Source organism: Agrobacterium sp. 22117 (assembly GCF_052045735.1).
Taxonomy (GTDB): domain Bacteria; phylum Pseudomonadota; class Alphaproteobacteria; order Rhizobiales; family Rhizobiaceae; genus Agrobacterium; species Agrobacterium cavarae.
On record NZ_JBQEPP010000010.1, the window covers coordinates 1 to 22,585 of the forward strand.

16 protein-coding genes are annotated in these 22,585 nt (G+C 53.2%); 4 read left to right on the top strand and 12 right to left on the bottom strand.

Annotated features, from left to right (window positions below):
- Both ACTJKV_RS21640 and ACTJKV_RS21645 read right to left on the bottom strand, forming a co-directional pair.
- A partial coding sequence (locus ACTJKV_RS21640) for an RHS repeat-associated core domain-containing protein (RefSeq protein WP_440598992.1) occupies nucleotides 1-456 on the bottom strand: 456 nt, incomplete at its 3' end.
- Nucleotides 457-530: 74 nt separating this feature from the next.
- Nucleotides 531-6,392 (bottom strand): FG-GAP-like repeat-containing protein, encoded by a 5,862-nt coding sequence (locus tag ACTJKV_RS21645; protein WP_440599454.1) that lies wholly within the window; start codon nucleotides 6,390-6,392, stop codon nucleotides 531-533.
- Nucleotides 6,393-6,752: 360 nt separating this feature from the next.
- Here ACTJKV_RS21645 and gspD point away from each other — a divergent pair, with 360 nt between their 5' ends.
- The 4 genes from gspD to ACTJKV_RS21665 are packed head-to-tail and all read left to right on the top strand — an operon-like array spanning nucleotide 6,753 to nucleotide 10,746.
- Nucleotides 6,753-8,888 (top strand): type II secretion system secretin GspD, encoded by a 2,136-nt coding sequence (gene gspD / locus ACTJKV_RS21650; protein WP_440599455.1) that lies wholly within the window; start codon nucleotides 6,753-6,755, stop codon nucleotides 8,886-8,888.
- Between the two features lie 9 nt (nucleotides 8,889-8,897).
- Nucleotides 8,898-9,374 (top strand): prepilin peptidase, encoded by a 477-nt coding sequence (locus tag ACTJKV_RS21655; protein ID WP_440599456.1) that lies wholly within the window; start codon nucleotides 8,898-8,900, stop codon nucleotides 9,372-9,374.
- Nucleotides 9,371-9,811 carry a type II secretion system major pseudopilin GspG gene (gene gspG / locus ACTJKV_RS21660; protein WP_440599457.1) on the top strand — a complete coding sequence of 147 codons (441 nt, stop codon included), beginning with the start codon at nucleotides 9,371-9,373 and terminating at the stop codon, nucleotides 9,809-9,811. Before ACTJKV_RS21655 ends, gspG begins: the two co-directional genes overlap by 4 nt.
- Nucleotides 9,812-9,822: 11 nt before the next feature.
- Nucleotides 9,823-10,746, top strand: coding sequence for a transglutaminase family protein (locus ACTJKV_RS21665; RefSeq protein WP_440599458.1), 924 nt, complete (start codon nucleotides 9,823-9,825; stop codon nucleotides 10,744-10,746).
- A 1,012-nt stretch (nucleotides 10,747-11,758) separates the two neighbouring features.
- On the opposite strand, the gene ACTJKV_RS21670 is transcribed toward ACTJKV_RS21665, so the two are convergent.
- The 10 genes from ACTJKV_RS21670 to ACTJKV_RS21715 form a co-directional block, all read right to left on the bottom strand.
- Nucleotides 11,759-12,244 (bottom strand): GspH/FimT family pseudopilin, encoded by a 486-nt coding sequence (locus ACTJKV_RS21670; protein ID WP_440599459.1) that lies wholly within the window; start codon nucleotides 12,242-12,244, stop codon nucleotides 11,759-11,761.
- Nucleotides 12,244-13,455 (bottom strand): type II secretion system F family protein, encoded by a 1,212-nt coding sequence (locus ACTJKV_RS21675; protein ID WP_440599460.1) that lies wholly within the window; start codon nucleotides 13,453-13,455, stop codon nucleotides 12,244-12,246. The genes ACTJKV_RS21670 and ACTJKV_RS21675 overlap by 1 nt, the downstream gene beginning before the upstream one ends.
- Entirely contained in the window at nucleotides 13,452-15,074 is a 1,623-nt protein-coding gene (locus ACTJKV_RS21680; RefSeq protein WP_440599461.1) for a GspE/PulE family protein, read from the bottom strand. Before ACTJKV_RS21680 ends, ACTJKV_RS21675 begins: the two co-directional genes overlap by 4 nt.
- The gene (locus ACTJKV_RS21685) at nucleotides 15,071-15,901 is read right to left on the bottom strand and encodes a hypothetical protein (RefSeq protein ID WP_440599462.1); all 831 of its coding nucleotides are present in this window, start codon (nucleotides 15,899-15,901) and stop codon (nucleotides 15,071-15,073) included. Before ACTJKV_RS21685 ends, ACTJKV_RS21680 begins: the two co-directional genes overlap by 4 nt.
- Before the next feature lie 12 nt (nucleotides 15,902-15,913).
- Complete coding sequence (locus tag ACTJKV_RS21690) at nucleotides 15,914-16,441, bottom strand: hypothetical protein (RefSeq protein ID WP_440599463.1); 528 nt, start codon at nucleotides 16,439-16,441, stop codon at nucleotides 15,914-15,916.
- A gap of 1 nt (nucleotide 16,442) precedes the next feature.
- Nucleotides 16,443-17,042, bottom strand: a complete 600-nt coding sequence (gene gspM / locus ACTJKV_RS21695) for a type II secretion system protein GspM (RefSeq protein ID WP_440599464.1) — start codon at nucleotides 17,040-17,042, stop codon at nucleotides 16,443-16,445.
- Complete coding sequence (locus tag ACTJKV_RS21700) at nucleotides 17,039-18,028, bottom strand: PilN domain-containing protein (protein WP_440599465.1); 990 nt, start codon at nucleotides 18,026-18,028, stop codon at nucleotides 17,039-17,041. The genes gspM and ACTJKV_RS21700 overlap by 4 nt, the downstream gene beginning before the upstream one ends.
- A gap of 128 nt (nucleotides 18,029-18,156) precedes the next feature.
- The gene (locus tag ACTJKV_RS21705) at nucleotides 18,157-18,528 is read right to left on the bottom strand and encodes an SCO4402 family protein (RefSeq protein ID WP_440599466.1); all 372 of its coding nucleotides are present in this window, start codon (nucleotides 18,526-18,528) and stop codon (nucleotides 18,157-18,159) included.
- Entirely contained in the window at nucleotides 18,525-19,334 is an 810-nt protein-coding gene (locus tag ACTJKV_RS21710) for an RHS repeat-associated core domain-containing protein (RefSeq protein ID WP_440599467.1), read from the bottom strand. The genes ACTJKV_RS21705 and ACTJKV_RS21710 overlap by 4 nt, the downstream gene beginning before the upstream one ends.
- A 74-nt stretch (nucleotides 19,335-19,408) precedes the next feature.
- The coding region (locus ACTJKV_RS21715; RefSeq protein ID WP_440599468.1) for an RHS repeat domain-containing protein at nucleotides 19,409-22,585 on the bottom strand (3,177 nt) is incomplete at its 5' end.

Sequence of the window (22,585 nt, forward strand, 5' to 3'; positions counted from 1 at the left end):
ACTTTCTGTATTAGCGATTTCCTTCGTGTTTTCTATTTGTTTTGTCTGTTGGAAGATGCTTCCGATATAGCTTCCGAACACGGAGGCTGCTTTGGTGCCTGCGGCCGCCGACAACGCAGAGTTCCCGAGGGATTGTGTTTCGCTCATCTGGACGATGCCACTCGTTGTGGTCGGCGCGTTTGCGGGCTTGGTTCCGCCCAGTAGTCCGAGGAAACCGCCGATAACAATTGGTACAGCCCAGAAGATATGTCCGTTTGGGTCAGATTGATTGACTGGATCGTTTCCGGCGTAGGCGTATCGGTTTGTTCCTACGCCTTCCTGTGTTGGATCCCAGTCGTCAGGCGAGATGAAACGGGCATTGGCCCCTTGAGCGAAGGGAACGACGAGGAGGCAGGCGATGAGCAAGATGCTCTGAAGCCTGATCAGCATGCTTTTGAAGCCTGAATGCTGTTGCATGGAGGGTTTCCGCTGTGAGGAATGACAGTGAGGGCGAAGCTGCGGAGCCGATGCGCGCTCCGCAGCAATGATCGCTAGTGGTGGGCAGGGAGGTTCGTGCTCTGCGGGAGGTTTATCTGCAGCCCCTGAAGATCGATCGGGTCGATGTCCTCGTCATGGATATTGGGGCCAGCCTCTTCATCAGGCGGAATGAACCGGCCAAAGGTTGGATCGTAGTACCTTGCATTGAGGTACATGAGGCCGGTTTCGGCATCGAAGCGCTCGCCGATGTAGCCCTTTTTGGTCTGCATGTTCTGGTTGGTCGCCTCACCGTAGGCCGCGTACCCCGTCTGTTCGGTGATCCCGCCGGACTGGCCGGTAACCAGGCGCACCGACTGGAGATGGTCGCGATGCAGATAGCTCGGCGTGGTAGCATTGGTCGCCGTCGTCGAGATTTTGACATCGGGGTGCGGATACCGGACATAGACCTCCGACCCTGGCGTGGTCCGGTCGATCTCGATGTTGGCATTCACGTAGAGCGTTTTACTGGAGGGCGATGCCTTGATTGCCCGTGATCCGTCAGGACCGTAGGCAAAGGTGGCAGTCGATGTTCCTTCGGTTACGCTTGCCAGCAGGTTCGAGCGGTCCCAGGTCAATGTACGTGTGCCGTCGGATGTCATGTTGCCATTGGCATCGTAGGCTATGGTTTTTGCGCCGATCTGGGTCGCTGCATGGGGCCTGCTGGCTGTACCGCTCGGATATTGATAGACGCCACTTACGCGGCTACGGCTCAAGAGGTTGCCGGAGGGTGAGTAAGTGTAGGTCTCGCTTAGAGCACTATTGCCAGCATTGACGGCCTGTGTCAGTTGCCCGAGGTCATCGTAAGTGTAGGTCCAGTTCTCCGATGGCGTCAGACCGGTGATTGTCTTGATGCGCCCCAGCTTGTCACGGGTGTACTGGTTGTCCATGAGCACAGTGGTGCCCTTCTTTGTGACGACCCGGGTCATCCAGCGCCGGGTTGGCGAATAGGTGAACTCTGTCGTCACGCCATTGGCGTAGGCAATCGATTTGGTCTGGCCATCCGCTTCGTAAGTAGCCGCAGTGACATGACCAGGTATGGCAAGCAGTTCATTGGCGGCGTTATAGGACCAGGGAGCTGCTGAGGTGCCTACATCGAGAGGGGCCGGTGTGTAGCTGATCGCAAGTGTCAGATCGGGCTTTCCCTTTCTCTCGGTCATCGTATGGGTGATACCATCGATTATCGAGGTGGTGGTCAGGATGGTCCCGTTGCCCGTCTGGCTCATGCTGTAATGGTGGGTCGCAGTTCCGTTCACCGCCCGTGTCAGCAACCCGACATTATGGAAGGGTGCCGCACCGATGCCACTGGCGGCGGTGTCGTAGGTGTTGGTCACCGTGGTCGTGGCCGTCGTTTCTCCTGCTCCCTTGACCGACTTCGTCCTCAGCCGCCCGATTTGGTCGTAGGCAAGTGTCGTCACCGCACCACGTGCGTCCGTCTGGCCGGTCAGGCGCTTGGCATTGTCGTAACGATAGGACCAGCTTCCAAGATCCGGATCCTTTGCGGTCAGGCGGTTGTCGACAAGATCGTAGGTGTAGGTCCAGGTCGCGCCGCCATGATCTTTGACCTGCCGAAGACGGCCCTTCATATCGTAGCGTCTGGTCTCGGCCACCCATGATCCCGACAGCTGTGACGCCTTCAGGATGATGTTGTCGTTCTTGTCCTTGACGGTGCGATGCAGCTTGCCTTCCTCGTCCGTCATGCGGATATCGACAACCGGCACGCTGGTTGTGTTCGCAAGGCTTTGCGGCTGCAGCAGATAGGAGTAGGTCCGTTGAGAGCCATCCGGATTGACCGTCTTTACCACCCGGTTTTGCCAGTCGTAGGAGTTGACCGTCCATTGCGCGGCTTCATTGGCATAACGGGTAAACGCTGTCTGCGCCTTGTTGCCACGTGCATCGTAGGTGGTATCGGTAATGCGGGTCTGCCCACTGGCAGTCTCACCTGAGGTCTCCACTCGCCATGTCCGGCCGAGACCATCGTAATAGCTGCGGTCAAACACCGTTCCCGAACCAGTCGCCGTTGCCTTATAGGTGACGACAGCCTGGGTTTGAGGATTGCCTTCGTTCTCGTAGCGGGTGTTGACGTAGCCACCCGTGCCCGAGTTCGTCTCGCCATAGGGCCGGCAAAAGGCATCATATGTGTAGGTATGGGTTATGCCGTTCCAGTCGACCTTGGCCGCAGGCTTGCCGCACACGAAGTTGGGGGTGAAGGTCGTAACGAAACGCGTATCGGCCGACAGGCTACCATTGGCAAAATACTTCGGCGCCCGTTCCTTGATCACGTGCAACTTGTATGTCGCATCATAATCCCACTCCGTCCGGTTACCTGCTCCATCCACATGCGACAACTTGTTGCCATTGGTGTCGTAGGTGAAGCTCTCCACATAAGAGCTGACGGGCTCCACCTGTTTGTAGAAGCGCCTCATCGTCAGATTACCCTTCGTGGGCGCTGTCGTCTCGCTCGTTGCACCGTCGTAATAGAAAGCGGTCTGCTCTTCAAAAACATCACTATCGGTGCTGAAGACGCCATTGGTCAGGGAGCGCGCGCTGCTCACACTGGGGAGCGATACGATATAGTCCGCCGTGTTGGGAACATACGACGTGACCAACCATGTCTCGTCACCTGTGATATCCTTGCGGCCGAAGTCGCGCGCCTGCGTGACATTTCCATAGGCATCGAACTCATTCTCTCGACGCAGGACGATCGACGAGCCACCCTCCGACAACGTCGTCTCCGTCGCTGTGTTCAACGCGGTGTAAGGTGCAGTCGTATTCTCGATGGCATAGGTGCTGACAACCGTCTTGCGCGCCACGCCCGCACCATCACGATACTCGATCTGCAACGGCTTGCCGATGGCTGCGTAAGCCTGGCTGAACGTGATGTCTATGCTCGGGCAAGCCGTCTCGCCAGACGCGCAGGGCAGCTTTGCCGTCAGGCCGGCAAAGCCCAGGAACTTGCGCTCCTTGTAATCATAACGACCGCCACGATAGCTGTACTCCGTGCGCGACACGCCACCCCGACCGTCCTTCTCCACGATCGCCGAAACCGTCTGCGTCACAAACGGCATCCGCGTCCCAGCCGTCAGACCCCACTCACTCGACGGCTTGTACTCAACCTCAACAACGCCACCCTCAGGATACGTAACCGACGTCAGCAAATCAGGAATGGGGCCAGTCGAATACCAAACCTCGCCAGCGGAAAATCCGCCATCCAAATAGTTTGTGGGCGCACCGTTAAGAATAGATGGCTGGGCTCTCAACAAGTCTGGTTTACCATCACCATTGAAATCGCCAATGGTATGGATACCCAGCGCCGGAAGTTGTCGCTTCCTCCAGACGCCGCCACCTAAAGATTGAACGACTTCGATCCCACTCTCGACAAGGTAATCATATCCATATGATTGAGCTGCAGGATTACCACCAGGCGAAGCTGAGAAAACAAGATCAGCTCGCCCATCGACGTCAAGGTCAGCGAATAGATTCAAGCAACCCACGAGCGGAGGCCCTGATGGAGGCATACCATTGGGACCTCGGATAATGTTTGTGCCGCATCTAAGGGTAGTGTCGAAGGAGTAAACTCTTTGGAAGGAGGTGCCGGTAGACAAATATATCCCCACGTCGATTGGGTGATAGTGTCCTTTCTCGCCTTGCGCCAACCCTATCCCAAAATTCAACCGATCTAACGTACCGTCTCCGTCTAGATCTATGCCGTCAGCGAACTGGTTTTGCGGATAGGTTACTGTCGCCTCCGAAAGCAACGTAAGGCTGTCGCCGTTGGCGATTTCGTGGAAGTAATGTGTCCTATTATAAGATTGTTGACCATATTCTAAATCAACTTTCCCATTTCCGTTAACGTCAAATGGTATCGATGACGCGAAGGTCATATAGGACGGAGCTGACATATCTCTGACAGCAAAACTTCCTTGCTCATACTTATAGTATCGCGGCTTTCCGTTGGTGCGGCTAAATAAAACGTCACTGATTATCTCTGCCTTCCCATCCCCGTCCAAGTCACCGATATAAGAGGGCATTGTTTCGTTGAACGTGGGGTTGCCTACTGTGAGAGTGTGCTCTGAAATTTCGATTTGACCACCGATGAATGTTATGAGGTACACGTACAAATTTTCGCCATACCAGCTCGCGACATCAGAAGTGCCGTCCCCATTAAGATCGTGGATTTCAACCCTTCCGTTGAGGGTGATGGGCCAGCCATATCCTGTTGCATCTTGACGCGATCTAGGAAGGTTCCAATAACAAGGGATCGACTTGCTCGTTGCAGTTGATGATCCTATCTGTGCCCTAAAGAAGCCCGGTCCATTCGAGATCAAGAACTCCATCTTACAGACGTGTGGGTCGCCCTGCTCATTTGGGAATATCGACAGCACATCGGATTTTCCGTCACCATTAAAGTCAGCCGGTCGATCGACCACCCTTCCCTTGTATGCATTGCGGTCCTGTGGTGGCGTGTGAAGTCGCTGGGTACCTTTCTCGTATCCGAGATCAGAGTCTGAGTAAGTGAACCTGGTGGCTGACAAATTACTTCCTACAAGCTCGCCGGCGAAAATCGTCCAGTCCGCGCCAAACTCCTGAAGTCTGATTAAACGTTCAAGGTTGGTCGAAGGGCTGGTCTCTTGAGTCAGGGAATAAGCCTTTATGGTCCCCGTATTTGATCTTACTTCGATCCGCTTTAATTGCTGATCGAGTTTAGCAAGGCCACGGCCGGTGGCTTTCGTTTGGTAAGCTGGATGTTGTGTGGATACGAACTTGATCTCGGTGCCAACACTTGTACCCTCGGCGCCGTATGTAATCGTACTGGGATAGCATACGGGCAAGGTGCGGCAGGTATAGCTGTAAGTCACCACATTGCCGTTGGTGTCGATGCGCTCCGCGAGCAGCCAGCGGTAGCCGTTTTTGATTAGTTCTGGATTGTTATCGCTAGAATCAACTGTAGTCCCCCAAAAAGAGATCGGCTTGAAAACGGATCGGGTGCCGTTCTTGCTCGTTACAGTCCAAATGTTGTTTTCAAGTTTTATACGATCCCGACTTTCCACCTTGGATGCATGCGTGCCCCCCGTCTGGCACGAGGGGGAAGTTATACCTGTTCCGCAAGAGACTAGATCTCGGCCGTCAAGTTGATAAACGTCGGTACCATCGAATTTCGGAGTTCCATTTATCGGCGCAGTCCTAACGATATCGGGGACGCCATCAAGGCTCCATCCTACCCCGATCCATCCCGCCTGCCATCCTCCAGATCCCAAGCCCCCTTGTGACGAATAGTTTAGCGAAAGGCTAGGTTCAAAGCCGTGGAACCCTGGAACTTCGAGCTTAACCGTTTCCGAGAAGGCGCCGTTCCCAAGAAGAGTAGGCGAACGTGTTTTGTATGCGGATCCAAGGGGATTACCAATCGTCGGTGTGCGTTTCGATGGATCCGTTTGTTCAGGCCCTTCTGATGCGCTTGCGGCGCGAGCTTGTTTGGACTTTTCTTGACCGTCCTCAACAAACCTCCCAGGTTCGCTCCGGTCCTCTAGTGCTTTGTCCTCAATCAGTTCACCTGATTGAACCTCGCCAGCAGCGTCGCCTTTGATAGAACGCGCGTTTGCACGATCGACCGTACGCTCACCGAGCGAATTCTTGGATTGATCTGAGGCACTTTCGCCGCTGGGGTCGAAAACCTCATGCGCAGTACTTCTCGTTGGTCCGATGGATGAGGAAGCCCCAATCCCATAACCATTCCTGGACCCGCCATGGGAAGGTTCAGCAGCCCAGACAGATATTCCAGTCCAAGATAAATAGATTGAAGAGCCGAAAATGAACCCTGAAAAAAGGCAAAGAAGTACGGTGGCGGCTGAAGCCGCAAAAACTGCCCGGTTGTTAAACATGAAGCCCTCTGCCCGCCAATCTCAACGGAATCATTCTTGATGCATAAACTCATAATATGCAACCGGGAGATACTGGAATTGGATTGAAGGGGGCACTTTCACACCAAAACGTGCATTCGTGATCACCTTTGTCGTCTTGAGCGCTTCAATTCGAGGGGGTCAGCTGGGCGGCATCCCAAATTTCGTCTTAACGATAGACTCCTCCATTGGAGGACTGGCTAGAGGTTTGCCAAATCAAAGAATGATGAGGAAAACCTTCATGAATAATTGCGGAACCGCTAGTCCTTGGACATAAGGTTGTATCGGGTGCTCCGAAACCATTTAAAAGCAATTTCCAGGTGAAACGGGCGGGCGTTTTCTATGAAGTTTTCGACGCTTGCGTTAGCGACAATTCCAATATTTCTTATTGGTTGCAGCTCGACTACGCCTATTGACGACGTGTTTTCTTTGAAAATAAACGAACTTGATCCACAGGGCAGGCCTCTTCCGCAGTCGTCTCGATCGTCGCGCGGTTACACAAGAACAGGCGACGGCCCGCTCTTTACAGGGGTCACGCAGTACGGGACCGGAAGTTTCGTTGGTAGTCAAGCGACAGTCAGTGCTGCCAAAACATCTAGTGGGGGAGAGGGCTTCACTCTCAATCTTGTCGACGCTCCTCTGACATCTGCCGCAAAAAGCGTACTGGGCGACACATTAGGGATCAATTATGTTATCGATCCCCGTGTTAGCGGCAAAATAACGCTTCAGACAGCAGCGCCTGTTTCCAAAGAGACTATCATTGAAATTTTCGAGGCAGCTCTGACGATCAACAATGCTGTCATTACAAAGCAGAATGATACATATCGGATTGTTCCATCATCCGAAGCATTCGCGACAACACCTGCGGTCAACTCCGGATCAGCAGCGATGAGCGGCCCCGGTATAAGAGTGCAGGCGTTTGAATTGAAATATGTTTCTGCTTCAGAAATGAAGAATATCCTCGAACCAATAAGCCGGCGTGGCTCAATACTCCGTGTCGATGACACACGTAACTTGATTGTTGTTGCTGGAACGGCGAATGACCTATTGGCAGTACGCAATGCCATGAGCATTTTCGACGTCGATTGGATGAAGGGTATGTCAGTCTCTCTTCGTCCGTTGAAAGCCTCTCAGCCAACAGCAGTCGCAAAGGAACTTAGCTCAATTTTTGCCACCGAGAGTGGTCCCGGCAACAAGATTATCCGCTTCATACCCAACGATCGGCTGAATGCCATCCTTATCATCACGTCTCGGCCCGCGTATTTGGACCGCGCCGCCGCTTGGATCTCTCAGCTCGATCGCCTTGCGGCCACTAACGAGCAAAGGCTGTTTGTCTATAACATTCAGAACCGGCCCGCCAAGGAATTGGCACAGGTCCTACAATCAATTCTGAAAGGTCGTGGGTCGCACAACTCCGCTGCTAGCGCGTTCGATGCACCCATAGCACCTGAATTACAAACAACGTCTCTCACTGACGCGTCAAGCGCAATTGAAGAAGCAAAAGGTCCTGAGATTGATTCCTCATCTCCGGCTTCTGCTAGCGAAAAACCCAATGTTTCTGTAGTGGCCGACGTAGAAAACAACGCTCTCCTTATCTCCACGACCGCTCGGGAATATGAACGCATTGAGCCCTTGCTTCAGCAACTCGATGTTATTCCGACGCAAGTGATGATTGAAGCAGTGATTGCTGAAGTCACTTTGAATGATGAGCTTCGGTTCGGGCTCCGTTGGTTTTTTGAGAACGCCAATTTTGGCGTGGGCTTCTCGGATCTAGCTTCCGGCGCAGTAGGGGCAAGCTTCCCTGCACTATCGTGGAGTTACGCCACTAACGACGTGAGAGTAACGCTGAATGCACTTTCGAGCATCACTGACGTGAACGTCGTGTCTGCGCCGACGCTGATGGCGCTGAACAATCAGAAGGCGATCCTGCAAATTGGTGATCAAGTCCCAATTGTTACACGACAATCGCAGAGTACGAGCAGTGTCGACGCTCCTGTTGTGAACTCCGTGGAGATGAAGGACACGGGCATTATTCTGACTGTCGTCCCGCGCATCAACACCTCAGGAAAGGTCATGCTCGACATTCAGCAAGAGGTCAGCGATGTCGTAAAAACGACCTCGTCAGGCATCGATTCACCGACAATCCAGCAGAGAAAGATATCGACCCGTGTTGTCGTTGACGATAGTGAAAGCCTGGCGCTGGGCGGACTGATCCAACAGCGCAATAACCTAGTCCGGACGCAGGTTCCTATTTTGGGGAACATTCCACTGCTGGGGAACGCGTTCAAAAACAAAAACGATCAAATCCGCAAAACCGAACTCATCATTTTTATCCGGCCACGTATCGTCCGGGATGCCAACGAGGCTCGAAAAGTCACTGAAGAGTTTCGGCAGCAACTGAACTTCAACTCTGATATCCAAAAGCGTCGCGGAGGCCCCAACAAGCTAAATGAAGAAATGAAACGTTTAGCATACTGAGCTTAGAAAATGAACCTATTACTGAACACCCTGCTCGTAATCTGTTTCGTTGCTATCTGTTATGCCGACCTTCGATGGTTGATCATACCCAATGCAGTGAACGTTGCCGTACTGATTTCCGGACTTATTGCTCGGGCCGCCGATGGTGGAATGTCGGTGTTGTGGGCGCTGGCGTCAGTAGTGATAGCCTACTCGCTGATGTGGCTTGTGCGCATGGTACATTTCAGACTAACCGGAAGGATCGGGCTTGGAATGGGGGACGTAAAGTTAGCAAGTGCGTCTGCAGCTTGGTTTAGCTTCTGGATGTTTCCCTTATTCATTTTTCTGTCTTCGGCTTTCGCGCTGTTATTTATACTCGCTGTGAGCCTGACCAATCCACAACGGCTAAAGAATAAAATTCCTTTTGGCCCGTTCCTCGCCGCATCGCTCATCGCCACGTGGAATATTGAGCCTTCAATATTGACAATGACAGGGACTGCACTGTGATTAAATCAAAAGATCGTAGATCGGCATCTCACTCGGTTGACGGCTTCACACTCGTAGAACTGCTGGTGGTCCTAGCAATCATAGGACTAATCGCGGCTCTCGCGACGCCCCAAGTGCTGCGGTACCTCGAGTCAGCAAAGGTTGAGACCACGAAAGCGCAAATTAGAAACCTCTCAAACGCGCTCGAGCTATATTACCTCGATACAGGCAATTATCCGACCACGGAGCAAGGACTTTTAGCCCTCTCAACAAGACCTAGCAATGCAACGGTCTGGAACGGTCCATATGTAAAAAATGGGGGCGCATTCTCAGATGCATGGTCCGTGCCATATCAGTATCGTAGCCCCGCCGAAGACAAGCCGTTTGAAATTCTATCTCTCGGGCGCGACCGGAAGGTCGGCGGTACCGGAAACGACGAAGATCTCGTCAACAATTGAGTTGCTATTCTATGAGAGCCGCGATCTTCCTCCTTGCATTTCTGTGGTGTGGATCCCAGCCAGCTTTTCGTGAGCCAGATGCGCCAACAGATCTCCGGTCGTACGTCGAATCGTTCTTTGAGCCAAAAAAAGACCTTCTTGCTGTTAAAATCGCGGTGGATCGGTTGGTAAATCCGGCAATAAATTCTCTCGCGATTCAATCTACTATTGCTCAGATGGAGCGAGACGTACTTTCACTTGCCGGTGCTGGCAATAGCAATATGAAACTGGATGCTCTCAAGCGGTACCTCTATGAGAGTGGGGCGTGGAATCAAGGCAAACCGTTCCAGTATGACAGTTCGGATCCTTTAGGAGACAGGCCGGAGAACCGATTGCTTGAAAGATATTTAGAAACGCGCAGTGGCAACTGCATAACGATGCCTATCCTCTTCGCCATTCTCGGCCAACGTCTTGGTCTTGATATGACGTTATCGGAGGCACCACTGCATGTTTTCGTCAAGTATACTGATGATGCCGGAGCAGTTTGGAACCTGGAAGCGACCAGCGGCGGGGGATATACTCGCGATGCCTGGTATCGTCAAAAGCTATTAATATCCGAAAAGTCAGTTGCATTAGGAACTTATCTTCGGCCTCTTACAACTGAGGAGACGACCGCCTTGATAGCGTCGTTCATTGTGGAGAACAAGCTAAGACGCGGAGAGTTTGAAGAGGCAATAGCAGTATCTGACGTACTCCTTCGATATTATCCCAACTTTGCGTATCTGTTGCTGAAAAAAGGCAGCGCCTATGCCGGGCTATTGGAGCGTGCTCAACACACAGAGGCTTCCGGAGATGCACGCGTCAACGCCGCCATCAAAGACTTGTGGTTATCCGAGAATGTCGCGGCGTTCGCAAAGGCAGAGGCGCTGGGCTGGCGTCCGCAGGACTTGGAATGACGGCGAAGCCAGAACAGAAACTTTAATTTTAATGTTCCGCGAGGACGATGAGGTGCTCCATTTTTGTCTCTCGACCTAGCCGATTGGCGGCGAGTGTCACCCTGACGGCTCGGGGCAAAGTTTCTACATTAGACCAGTCTGAACGCCATCCGGAGGACTGACCCTCGCTGCCTCTGTCAAAATACTCAAAACGTACCATCGTGAGATCACCCGCGATTATATACTCCTCTGACGGCGCCTGAGAAAACAATCGCCTTGGCTGGATTCGCAGTACAAGGTTGGTCCCATTCCCCGCTTCCACAGCCATAATCTCAACCTCTCGCAGAGAAGATGTTTCAGCGCCAGTACGTGCTACCGAAACAAAATGCAACTTGTTGGTCGCCCCGACAAACGTCCTCCGTTGACCCTGTGTTTCGCCTATAAGCACAAGTTGCCGCGCCCTTGACACCACGCTTTCCAGATATGAACCAGCGGCCGCAAGCTCATTTTTGACCTCCGTCGTACTCATAACCGCTAGTACCGACCGCATCTGCATCAATGACGTCGTAATGAGAGTGGCCATCAACGAAGTAAGACTAAGCACGAGAAGCATTTCGACTATGGTGAAGCCCTCTTGCGTTGCATGACCCCCACGAGACATTGATCTCTGCGTCATCTTGCATCCGAAGAGTCTGTTTCAAAGTAGACGAATTTATGCACGCGGCCCGAGGGTGCCGTAACCATTATTGAAACGAACGACGGAGTGCCACTTGTCGTAGCTCCTTCTGGCGTGTGTATATTCGTACTCCAACGCAAGTTTTTATGATCTAAACTTGTTACTTCGTTCCCGGAAACGCTGCTTCTGGCAGCGCCGACACGTAGCGCTTTTATTAGATTCAATACGTCAGTACGCTCATCGGAAACAGAGATACTCCTAGCCGCGATCGCGATTGTTTGAGCCGAAATAGCGAAAGCCCCCGCGAGGATGACGAAAGCGATTAATGTCTCGAGGAGAGTAAAGCCATCTTCTGCCTCAAAGGCGTTCATTCGTGGGCACCTTTTGCAACGTGACAGAGCCTGTCAGCCAGTTCACGGAAACTACCACCTCACTGCTCCCACCGCGATCAAATCGGATCAAGCCACCCGAAGAACCTCCGCCGGGATAAAAAGTGATACTGCCGTTTTTCAGCGTGGTTTTTTCGTCTTTGCCGACGACAGCATCAAAAGAAATTTTGTCAGGAATCTCGATCCGGCCTTTGGCTGTCGACGCCTGAACGAAGCGTTCTTCTGTGTTGATTGTCAGCTGGGTGGATCTGCCGGTCTCTATTGCAGCCAGACGAGCAAACGTGGCAGCATGTAGGACCTCCCGTCCAAGCGAAACCGGCGTCGTTCTGGTAAGCACATGGAACGTGGGAAAGATAAGAGAAGAGACGAGACCGAGTATTCCCAGGACGACGAGCATTTCTGTCAGGCTGAAGCCCGCTTCTCTTTGACACTGAACGATTGCTTCCAGTCGCATTATTGTAGTCCCAGCTCATTTACGCCAAGTAGCGCTGTCATAACTGAGACGATCAACCCACCGACGATCAACCCGAGCAGTATGGTGATCACAGGAGTCATCAGAGCGAGTAGTCGATCGGTGAGTCTTTGCGAGTCCGTCTGCAGTATTCCAGATGCATTCTCGAGCACTGTAGGAAGCTTGTTGACCCCCTCCCCTATCGTTACTAAGGCAAGGATCGGCCGTGGAAACAAGCCGGTCGACAGGAGCGCTTCAGATAATCTCTTGCCTGAGACAAGAACCTCATGTGCTTCTAAGAGCCTGACCCTAAGGGAAGCTACGGGAGAGCAACGAGCTGAGAGATTGACTGCTTCTGGAAGTGGAACCGAGTTTTCGAGCATTAAACCCAGGCTTTGAAGATAACGCGCTAAAGCCGCCCCGCGAATCGCTTTCCCAAGAAGTGGCATCCGCAATAGGGCTGCAGCGATTGTTCGTTTCCTCGCAACAGGATTAAGCAGAGCCGCGAGAAAGATCGTAAGCGATATCGCCACTAATGTCAGTAAAGCCCACGGATCCATAAAACTTCTTCGCACTGCCGAAAGTAAGACCACAATCAACGGCATATCTCTGCCAGAACTTTCAAAGATGGGCTCCAGAGTAGGCACCAACACAAATGTGACAATGCCAATCGCAATGACGAGCATTACCAGAAGGAAGCAGGGATACACGGCAGCATCAACTAGACGTTTTTTTTGGGCGTCCCTCTTCTCAAAATCTGCGGCTATTACCTTCACTACATGGGCCAAACGCGCGCTTCGCTCACCGCTCGCTATCAGGGCAACAACATCTTCCGGCATCTCGCTGAGACATGCGAGTGAGTCAGCTGCGGTCTTTCCAGAAGAAAGCTGTTCAAGAATGTCACCTATCAATCGTTTTTCGGTTATGCGGGTTGACGCCTCATGCATCGCCCGGAGTGACTGATCAATCCCTAAACCCGCGTTCATCAAGATCGCGAGGTCGGCGAAGAATCTCGTCAAATTGAACTTAGAAAGCAACGCTTGCGATAGGTCCAGACGGTGGCGTGTTGCGCCAATACTGATGGGGCTTACGCTTTCTACCAGGAGACCTTTTGCTTTTAGCTTTCTCGTGGCCTCTCCCAAGTCGACAGCATCTACCGAACCTTTTATCCGGCTGCCATCTTGATCGAATACGGTGTAAGCAAAGCTAGTCATTCGCTGCCTTCCAATTCCGCAACGCGCAACGCCTCGGACATCGTGGTTACCCCGTCTTTAACGAGCTTAAGAGCATGGTCCCGCATCGGCCTCATGCCTTCGCGGACAGCAATTGCTTCTAAAGTGTTGAGACTAGCGCCTTCCATCATTGCCCGGCGGATGGAATCCGACATATGCAAGATTTCAAAAACGGCTTGGCGCCCCTTAAACCCGTTGCCAGAGCAAAAGGCGCAATTTGTCTGATTGACTTCTTTCACACACTCGTCGCACAGACGGCGGACCAACCGCTGCCCTATAACGCCCCTGACTGTCGCGTCTATCAGGAACGGCTCGATTCCCATGTCACGCAGTCGGCTAATCGAACTTATTGCGCTGTTTGTGTGTAGAGTGGAAAGAACCAAGTGACCTGTAAGTGCAGCTTGTGTCGCGATCTCTGCTGTTTCACGATCACGGATTTCACCAACGAGAATGATGTCTGGGTCCTGTCTCAGGACGGAACGAAGAGCAGCCGCGAACGTCAGACCAATTGTTGGATCAATTTGAAGCTGAGTTACACCCGCCATGCGGTATTCGACAGGATCCTCCACCGTGAAGATTTTCACGTGGGGATGATTGAGTTCGGCCAGGATTGAATAAAGCGTCGTTGTTTTGCCGGACCCGGTTGGACCTGTCACGAGGAACATCCCCGTCGGGCGATTAATGATCTCAAGAATCTTATGGACGGAAATCGCATCATAGCCCAACGAGCCGAGCTTTAATGCAACTGTTTCCCGATTGAGAACACGCAGCACCACCGTCTCACCGTGAATGCTTGGTACAACGGAGAGGCGAAAATCGACCTCTTGCCCCCGCACGGCCACGCGGATTCTCCCGTCCTGGGGCAGCCGCCTTTCCGCAATATTCAGACGCGCCAGAATTTTCAACCGGCTGATCACCCCCGCATGAAGACTTAGGGAAGCACTTTCCACAGCGCACAGCATTCCGTCACGGCGAAATCTAACGTGCATCGAGGCAACGTCGGGCTCAAGATGAATATCTGTCGCATTTTCATCCACCGCCCGTTGTATCAGACGAGATACAAATTTCACAACTGGTGCGTCCCGCGCAATGTCCTTAAGTCGCTCGAGATCGACATCGGCCGCCATTTCCACAGCAACGAGAGCATCAGATCTCCCGTTCGCCTCTTGCAAATTGCGGATGTAGTCATCAATAGCGCTCCGCGGGGCGATTTCCAACATAAACGGTAACTCGAAGAAATATCGGACAGCTTCGATGGCTTCCGTGTCAAACGGGTTTGCTACCGTGAGAATTGGGACTCTTTCCTCATTCCATCGAGGAACGATTGCTCTCCCTAACGCGAACTCGAAACCCAATCGTTCAAGAAGTTCGTTCCCGTCCGCTGGTGACAAGCGCAAAACGGGTTCGACTCCTACAAAGTCTGCTAGTTCTTGAGCCACTGCACCCTCTGCAAGTAGGCCAAGTTCTCGTATGACGATGTCAACCGGCTGGCCACTGTGCCTTTCTGCTGTCCTTATACGAGATGCATCATCGGGCGTAATTCGTTTCTGCTGTTCAAGGCGATCAAGGAACTCACTATAGCCGGGCGATGGCCGGATCATGTTACAGCCTCCCTCAACAGCGCAGCGATGTCGTGATCGAAAAGTGGCTGGCAGCTACTTGGATGTCGAACCTCCCAAGAAACTTCCCCCAATTCAATTGATGATAAGCGTTTAACAGGTAAAGTTCCGTCTCCGACCTGGTACACCACCGCCTCCCCTCCCCAGACCTTTCCCCTGACCACAACAGTCTCGAGGGTGAAAAACGGTGAAAGTGCGCCATTGACTTGCTCGCTAGAGATAATTGTCATGCCCCCGTTCGCGGAGAAGACGCGGCTTAGATCAGCAATGCTAAACTTGCGAAGCAAGTCGAAGTCATGCAATTCCGACACATCCTCGAAATATCCATGTTTTAAGCCGCCTTCGACGCCCGGTTCATTGGTCTGGCTGCCAGGGCGTGGCGCACGAAATTGAATAATCTTTAGAGCTAAGATGTTTGCTTCGGCTCTCGCAAGACCAATCCTCTGGAAACCTGATGTCAGCAATGATTCTTCTGCGGAGTTGAGATTTATCAAACCAGAATGGGCTATGATCGTTACATGAACGAGCGCCTGCCCAAGGGAACAATTAAAGACCGATGAGGTGGCTTGGCTGACTGATTGCCGCCACGCTTTATCCTGGCTAAGCCGCCAGCCGAGGTAATTATTCACGGCCTGACCAGCCATGCTAAGGCGAGTATGGTCATAGGTTCGTGAGACTGTGAGGATTCTGCTGCGGGCCGAAACCGCGAGCCCAGCAAGGATGAGTGCGAGCAAAAGAATGAAGCCCAACACGGAAAATAGGGCGAAGCCGCTATTATCGCTGTCTTCCACGGCATAACGATCAGGCACCTGAGCTCCCACTTATTCGTAAAGGGCAATCACAATAGTCTGAGAGCCAGCGGTTAAAGATATTCTGTCAGATCTAATCAGACTGATATTCCACCCCTCGACCGTATCTCCCTCGTTGACCCAGACGGCGTCCGATCCCGCCGCCTTGTTATACCCTATCAACGCGGAACGATTTCCACCTAAGATGCGAATGCCAGATAATTTTATGGGGGGAGGATTCATAGACACGACTGGCAATGGCTCGGAAGCAGGCTCCACCTCTTTCGGTTCTTCTGCTATTTCTGGAGGTTCGAAAAACTCCCGACGCGTAGGACTGAACAAAGGTCTAGTTAACGTCTCTGGCAATTCGAGGTCGTAAAGACTCTGGGGAAAGCCTTCAACACCGAGCTCTTTTGGCGTGCCTGGATTGGTCGAGGCGATGGCCATCTGTGAGATGTCGATGGTGGTCTCTGAAATACCGACGTTGAACGCGATTAAGAGTACTACTCCTATCCCGAAGGCCGCTATATTCAACCACTGCTTACTGAGCAGACGCCACATGTCAGCTCCCGCCTTTTTCGGTAAGGTCCGCGGTTGGATTAGCGGCTCCGTAAACCGTAATCTGCCCCGAGAGTTGCAATGGTCCCGAGAGTTCACCCTGAGAGGTTATGTTTGTGCTCCGGATTGTGGTCTTCAGAATTATAAGAGGCGGCTGCGTAATTTCGAGATCGCGTATAACGTTGTGAAATGCTTCCATGCTTCCTTCGAAATCTGCTCGTACACCCACATAGGAAGCTCCGTTAATTTCTACGGGCTGCATTCCGCCTATGGATACGACCGAAGCACCAGAATTGTCTGCCGCTGCGTTCACACGTTCCTGTAAGCGCGCTTGAATTATCGCGACACTATCTCCGTCTAAAAATAGCAGTTCTGATCTCGACTTCTCTGGCGTCACGTTGCGAGGACGTAGCGCAATCACCTGTTCCAACCGGGAAAGCTCTGTCCGCATCTCATGAATGCGGCTTGCTTTGCCTACGAGTATGAACCACAACACCATCGCGAAGGCTACGACTACGGCGCTAGAGAAAAGAAGGACGATGACCGCAATCGATCTTTGGACGATGCGCGGCATATTCATGACCTTAATCAGAAACTCGGTCATAGAGATCTCACCTTAAGTCGTATCTCAAAGCGCTCCCCGCTCTGGCCCGGAACGCGGACGACAGGCGCTATAAAACTAGGCTGAGTGAACATATGGGAGGAGCCAAGTGCAACGATCAGGCCGGCAGCAGATTGAGCGGCGTATCCGGTTATCGTCAAGACGTCGGTCTCGAAAGTTAGATCGGTAAGCCAAACACCGTCCGGCAATGCCCGCGTTAATTCTTCCCATATACGCAAGACCATCTGTGCCTTGCTTTTCCCCTCTCGCGCCGCCTGTATCGACGCCGCCTTCTTTTCATAGTCCACCAGCAAGGCATGCACCTGAAGTGCCTCTCGTTTTTTCGCTGCTAAAACATCATCGAGCACTCGTTCGGCCTCGACATATCGAGACAATGCGTGGACGTAGGTAAAGCTGAGTGCAACAGCCAGTGTTGTGACGACACCGATCAAGAAGTTTCGCCCATGCCGGATGTGGTGAAACGCAGGATGAAGTCTCGGCAGAGCCCTTGTAGATATCCAGTGAACGCGGTCTCCGTCGCGAATGCCTAGCCTACTCACGTAGAATTGTTCTTGAGCCAGCAGATCGAGTGAGGGATCAAGGTGCTCCTTTTTGATGAGATAGAAACAATACTCATCGTCCTCAGCTCCCTGGAATGGAATGACGTGGACAACATCGAGCGGGAAAGGTGTCCTTTGGCTAGCCGTAACTTCCCCGATGACTGCTAGCCGGCTGAATGGCAACTTGCGGGCTGAGCCACGCAATTTTAGGTAGGAGCCTGTGAAGACCGCGGTTCCATCTTGCATGACAAGGATATCTGCGCATCTCGCTAAAGCGGTCGCCTCACAAAAATCTTGCGCGGACGTTCTTGATGCTTTGCTCTGGTAGCTCGCATTCGATTTTGACGGTATCGCCGCGAGCAAGGTATGCAGCTCGCCCCTCACCCAATCCCAGATATCATGAATATTTTGATGATAGAAACCTAGCATAAAATCACGTCACACCCTGTCGTGAGGACTGCCCCATTGCATAAACCAATATCAGGAGATCGACGGCCATAGTGCGTGCGCATCAACAGGCTGTAAGTGGAAAATGGATATACAACTGAGAAGTTCGTCTAACCAGATTTAAGCAATTCGTATGCATGGGAAGCTGCCTGCAGTACCGACGGCCACTCGTTTGTAAGGAGGTACTCTTGGTCGCTCAACTCCAGGCCATTTTTCTCGAATACTTGATCGATTGCAGCAACTAGATTCTCTATAGCGAGCGCCTCTGACTCGGATCGTAAACACCATCCGATCATCGCATATGGATTGTTCGCTAATTCGGTATCATCGTAAAGGAAGTGCACTACAAAGTCGAACTCGTCGTAGGTGCCACCCTCTTCAGAAAGTTTACCCCAATGACTTTTCTGATACTCTAAATCAGACATGTCTTTGAGATGGTCGATCAATCGACGGCGCAAATCAGGTGAATGCAGATCTGTCATGGCTTGTCCCAACTTGACCAGTTCTTCCATTCCGAATGCGGAACGTGAGCGTTAACGGCGTCGTTCTTTATGCTTCCGTTAATGGGATTTCCATCTCTACCGACAACACGCCCTCCGCGATTTATCACAACATGATCTACTCTTTGTGATGGGTTCGGGGATGTAGGATTTCCCCTATCTATTCGAACGGAATTACCTTTATCGCTCGGGTCTCTCCAACGCAGGCCTTCACCTTTTCTGGTAGGAGAAGACTCCCCCCAGGACTTCGGAATCTTACCTTGGGTACCGTTGTTGACCTGAGAGCGCCATCCGGAGGACTGACCCTCTGCGCTAATAGCAGCTTGCCCCCTACTTTCTGTATTAGCGATTTCCTTCGTGTTTTCTATTTGTTTTGTCTGTTGGAAGATGCTTCCGATATAGCTTCCGAACACGGAGGCTGCTTTGGTGCCTGCGGCCGCCGACAACGCAGAGTTCCCGAGGGATTGTGTTTCGCTCATCTGGACGATGCCACTCGTTGTGGTCGGCGCGTTTGCGGGCTTGGTTCCGCCCAGTAGTCCGAGGAAACCGCCGATAACAATTGGTACAGCCCAGAAGATATGTCCGTTTGGGTCAGATTGATTGACTGGATCGTTTCCGGCGTAGGCGTATCGGTTTGTTCCTACGCCTTCCTGTGTTGGATCCCAGTCGTCAGGCGAGATGAAACGGGCATTGGCCCCTTGAGCGAAGGGAACGACGAGGAGGCAGGCGATGAGCAAGATGCTCTGAAGCCTGATCAGCATGCTTTTGAAGCCTGAATGCTGTTGCATGGAGGGTTTCCGCTGTGAGGAATGACAGTGAGGGCGAAGCTGCGGAGCCGATGCGCGCTCCGCAGCAATGATCGCTAGTGGTGGGCAGGGAGGTTCGTGCTCTGCGGGAGGTTTATCTGCAGCCCCTGAAGATCGATCGGGTCGATGTCCTCGTCATGGATATTGGGGCCAGCCTCTTCATCAGGCGGAATGAACCGGCCAAAGGTTGGATCGTAGTACCTTGCATTGAGGTACATGAGGCCGGTTTCGGCATCGAAGCGCTCGCCGATGTAGCCCTTTTTGGTCTGCATGTTCTGGTTGGTCGCCTCACCGTAGGCCGCGTACCCCGTCTGTTCGGTGATCCCGCCGGACTGGCCGGTAACCAGGCGCACCGACTGGAGATGGTCGCGATGCAGATAGCTCGGCGTGGTAGCATTGGTCGCCGTCGTCGAGATTTTGACATCGGGGTGCGGATACCGGACATAGACCTCCGACCCTGGCGTGGTCCGGTCGATCTCGATGTTGGCATTCACGTAGAGCGTTTTACTGGAGGGCGATGCCTTGATTGCCCGTGATCCGTCAGGACCGTAGGCAAAGGTGGCAGTCGATGTTCCTTCGGTTACGCTTGCCAGCAGGTTCGAGCGGTCCCAGGTCAATGTACGTGTGCCGTCGGATGTCATGTTGCCATTGGCATCGTAGGCTATGGTTTTTGCGCCGATCTGGGTCGCTGCATGGGGCCTGCTGGCTGTACCGCTCGGATATTGATAGACGCCACTTACGCGGCTACGGCTCAAGAGGTTGCCGGAGGGTGAGTAAGTGTAGGTCTCGCTTAGAGCACTATTGCCAGCATTGACGGCCTGTGTCAGTTGCCCGAGGTCATCGTAAGTGTAGGTCCAGTTCTCCGATGGCGTCAGACCGGTGATTGTCTTGATGCGCCCCAGCTTGTCACGGGTGTACTGGTTGTCCATGAGCACAGTGGTGCCCTTCTTTGTGACGACCCGGGTCATCCAGCGCCGGGTTGGCGAATAGGTGAACTCTGTCGTCACGCCATTGGCGTAGGCAATCGATTTGGTCTGGCCATCCGCTTCGTAAGTAGCCGCAGTGACATGACCAGGTATGGCAAGCAGTTCATTGGCGGCGTTATAGGACCAGGGAGCTGCTGAGGTGCCTACATCGAGAGGGGCCGGTGTGTAGCTGATCGCAAGTGTCAGATCGGGCTTTCCCTTTCTCTCGGTCATCGTATGGGTGATACCATCGATTATCGAGGTGGTGGTCAGGATGGTCCCGTTGCCCGTCTGGCTCATGCTGTAATGGTGGGTCGCAGTTCCGTTCACCGCCCGTGTCAGCAACCCGACATTATGGAAGGGTGCCGCACCGATGCCACTGGCGGCGGTGTCGTAGGTGTTGGTCACCGTGGTCGTGGCCGTCGTTTCTCCTGCTCCCTTGACCGACTTCGTCCTCAGCCGCCCGATTTGGTCGTAGGCAAGTGTCGTCACCGCACCACGTGCGTCCGTCTGGCCGGTCAGGCGCTTGGCATTGTCGTAACGATAGGACCAGCTTCCAAGATCCGGATCCTTTGCGGTCAGGCGGTTGTCGACAAGATCGTAGGTGTAGGTCCAGGTCGCGCCGCCATGATCTTTGACCTGCCGAAGACGGCCCTTCATATCGTAGCGTCTGGTCTCGGCCACCCATGATCCCGACAGCTGTGACGCCTTCAGGATGATGTTGTCGTTCTTGTCCTTGACGGTGCGATGCAGCTTGCCTTCCTCGTCCGTCATGCGGATATCGACAACCGGCACGCTGGTTGTGTTCGCAAGGCTTTGCGGCTGCAGCAGATAGGAGTAGGTCCGTTGAGAGCCATCCGGATTGACCGTCTTTACCACCCGGTTTTGCCAGTCGTAGGAGTTGACCGTCCATTGCGCGGCTTCATTGGCATAACGGGTAAACGCTGTCTGCGCCTTGTTGCCACGTGCATCGTAGGTGGTATCGGTAATGCGGGTCTGCCCACTGGCAGTCTCACCTGAGGTCTCCACTCGCCATGTCCGGCCGAGACCATCGTAATAGCTGCGGTCAAACACCGTTCCCGAACCAGTCGCCGTTGCCTTATAGGTGACGACAGCCTGGGTTTGAGGATTGCCTTCGTTCTCGTAGCGGGTGTTGACGTAGCCACCCGTGCCCGAGTTCGTCTCGCCATAGGGCCGGCAAAAGGCATCATATGTGTAGGTATGGGTTATGCCGTTCCAGTCGACCTTGGCCGCAGGCTTGCCGCACACGAAGTTGGGGGTGAAGGTCGTAACGAAACGCGTATCGGCCGACAGGCTACCATTGGCAAAATACTTCGGCGCCCGTTCCTTGATCACGTGCAACTTGTATGTCGCATCATAATCCCACTCCGTCCGGTTACCTGCTCCATCCACATGCGACAACTTGTTGCCATTGGTGTCGTAGGTGAAGCTCTCCACATAAGAGCTGACGGGCTCCACCTGTTTGTAGAAGCGCCTCATCGTCAGATTACCCTTCGTGGGCGCTGTCGTCTCGCTCGTTGCACCGTCGTAATAGAAAGCGGTCTGCTCTTCAAAAACATCACTATCGGTGCTGAAGACGCCATTGGTCAGGGAGCGCGCGCTGCTCACACTGGGGAGCGATACGATATAGTCCGCCGTGTTGGGAACATACGACGTGACCAACCATGTCTCGTCACCTGTGATATCCTTGCGGCCGAAGTCGCGCGCCTGCGTGACATTTCCATAGGCATCGAACTCATTCTCTCGACGCAGGACGATCGACGAGCCACCCTCCGACAACGTCGTCTCCGTCGCTGTGTTCAACGCGGTGTAAGGTGCAGTCGTATTCTCGATGGCATAGGTGCTGACAACCGTCTTGCGCGCCACGCCCGCACCATCACGATACTCGATCTGCAACGGCTTGCCGATGGCTGCGTAAGCCTGGCTGAACGTGATGTCTATGCTCGGGCAAGCCGTCTCGCCAGACGCGCAGGGCAGCTTTGCCGTCAGGCCGGCAAAGCCCAGGAACTTGCGCTCCTTGTAATCATAACGACCGCCACGATAGCTGTACTCCGTGCGCGACACGCCACCCCGACCGTCCTTCTCCACGATCGCCGAAACCGTCTGCGTCACAAACGGCATCCGCGTCCCAGCCGTCAGACCCCACTCACTCGACGGCTTGTACTCAACCTCAACAACGCCACCCTCAGGATACGTAACCGACGTCAGCAAATCAGGAATGGGGCCAGTCGAATACCAAACCTCGCC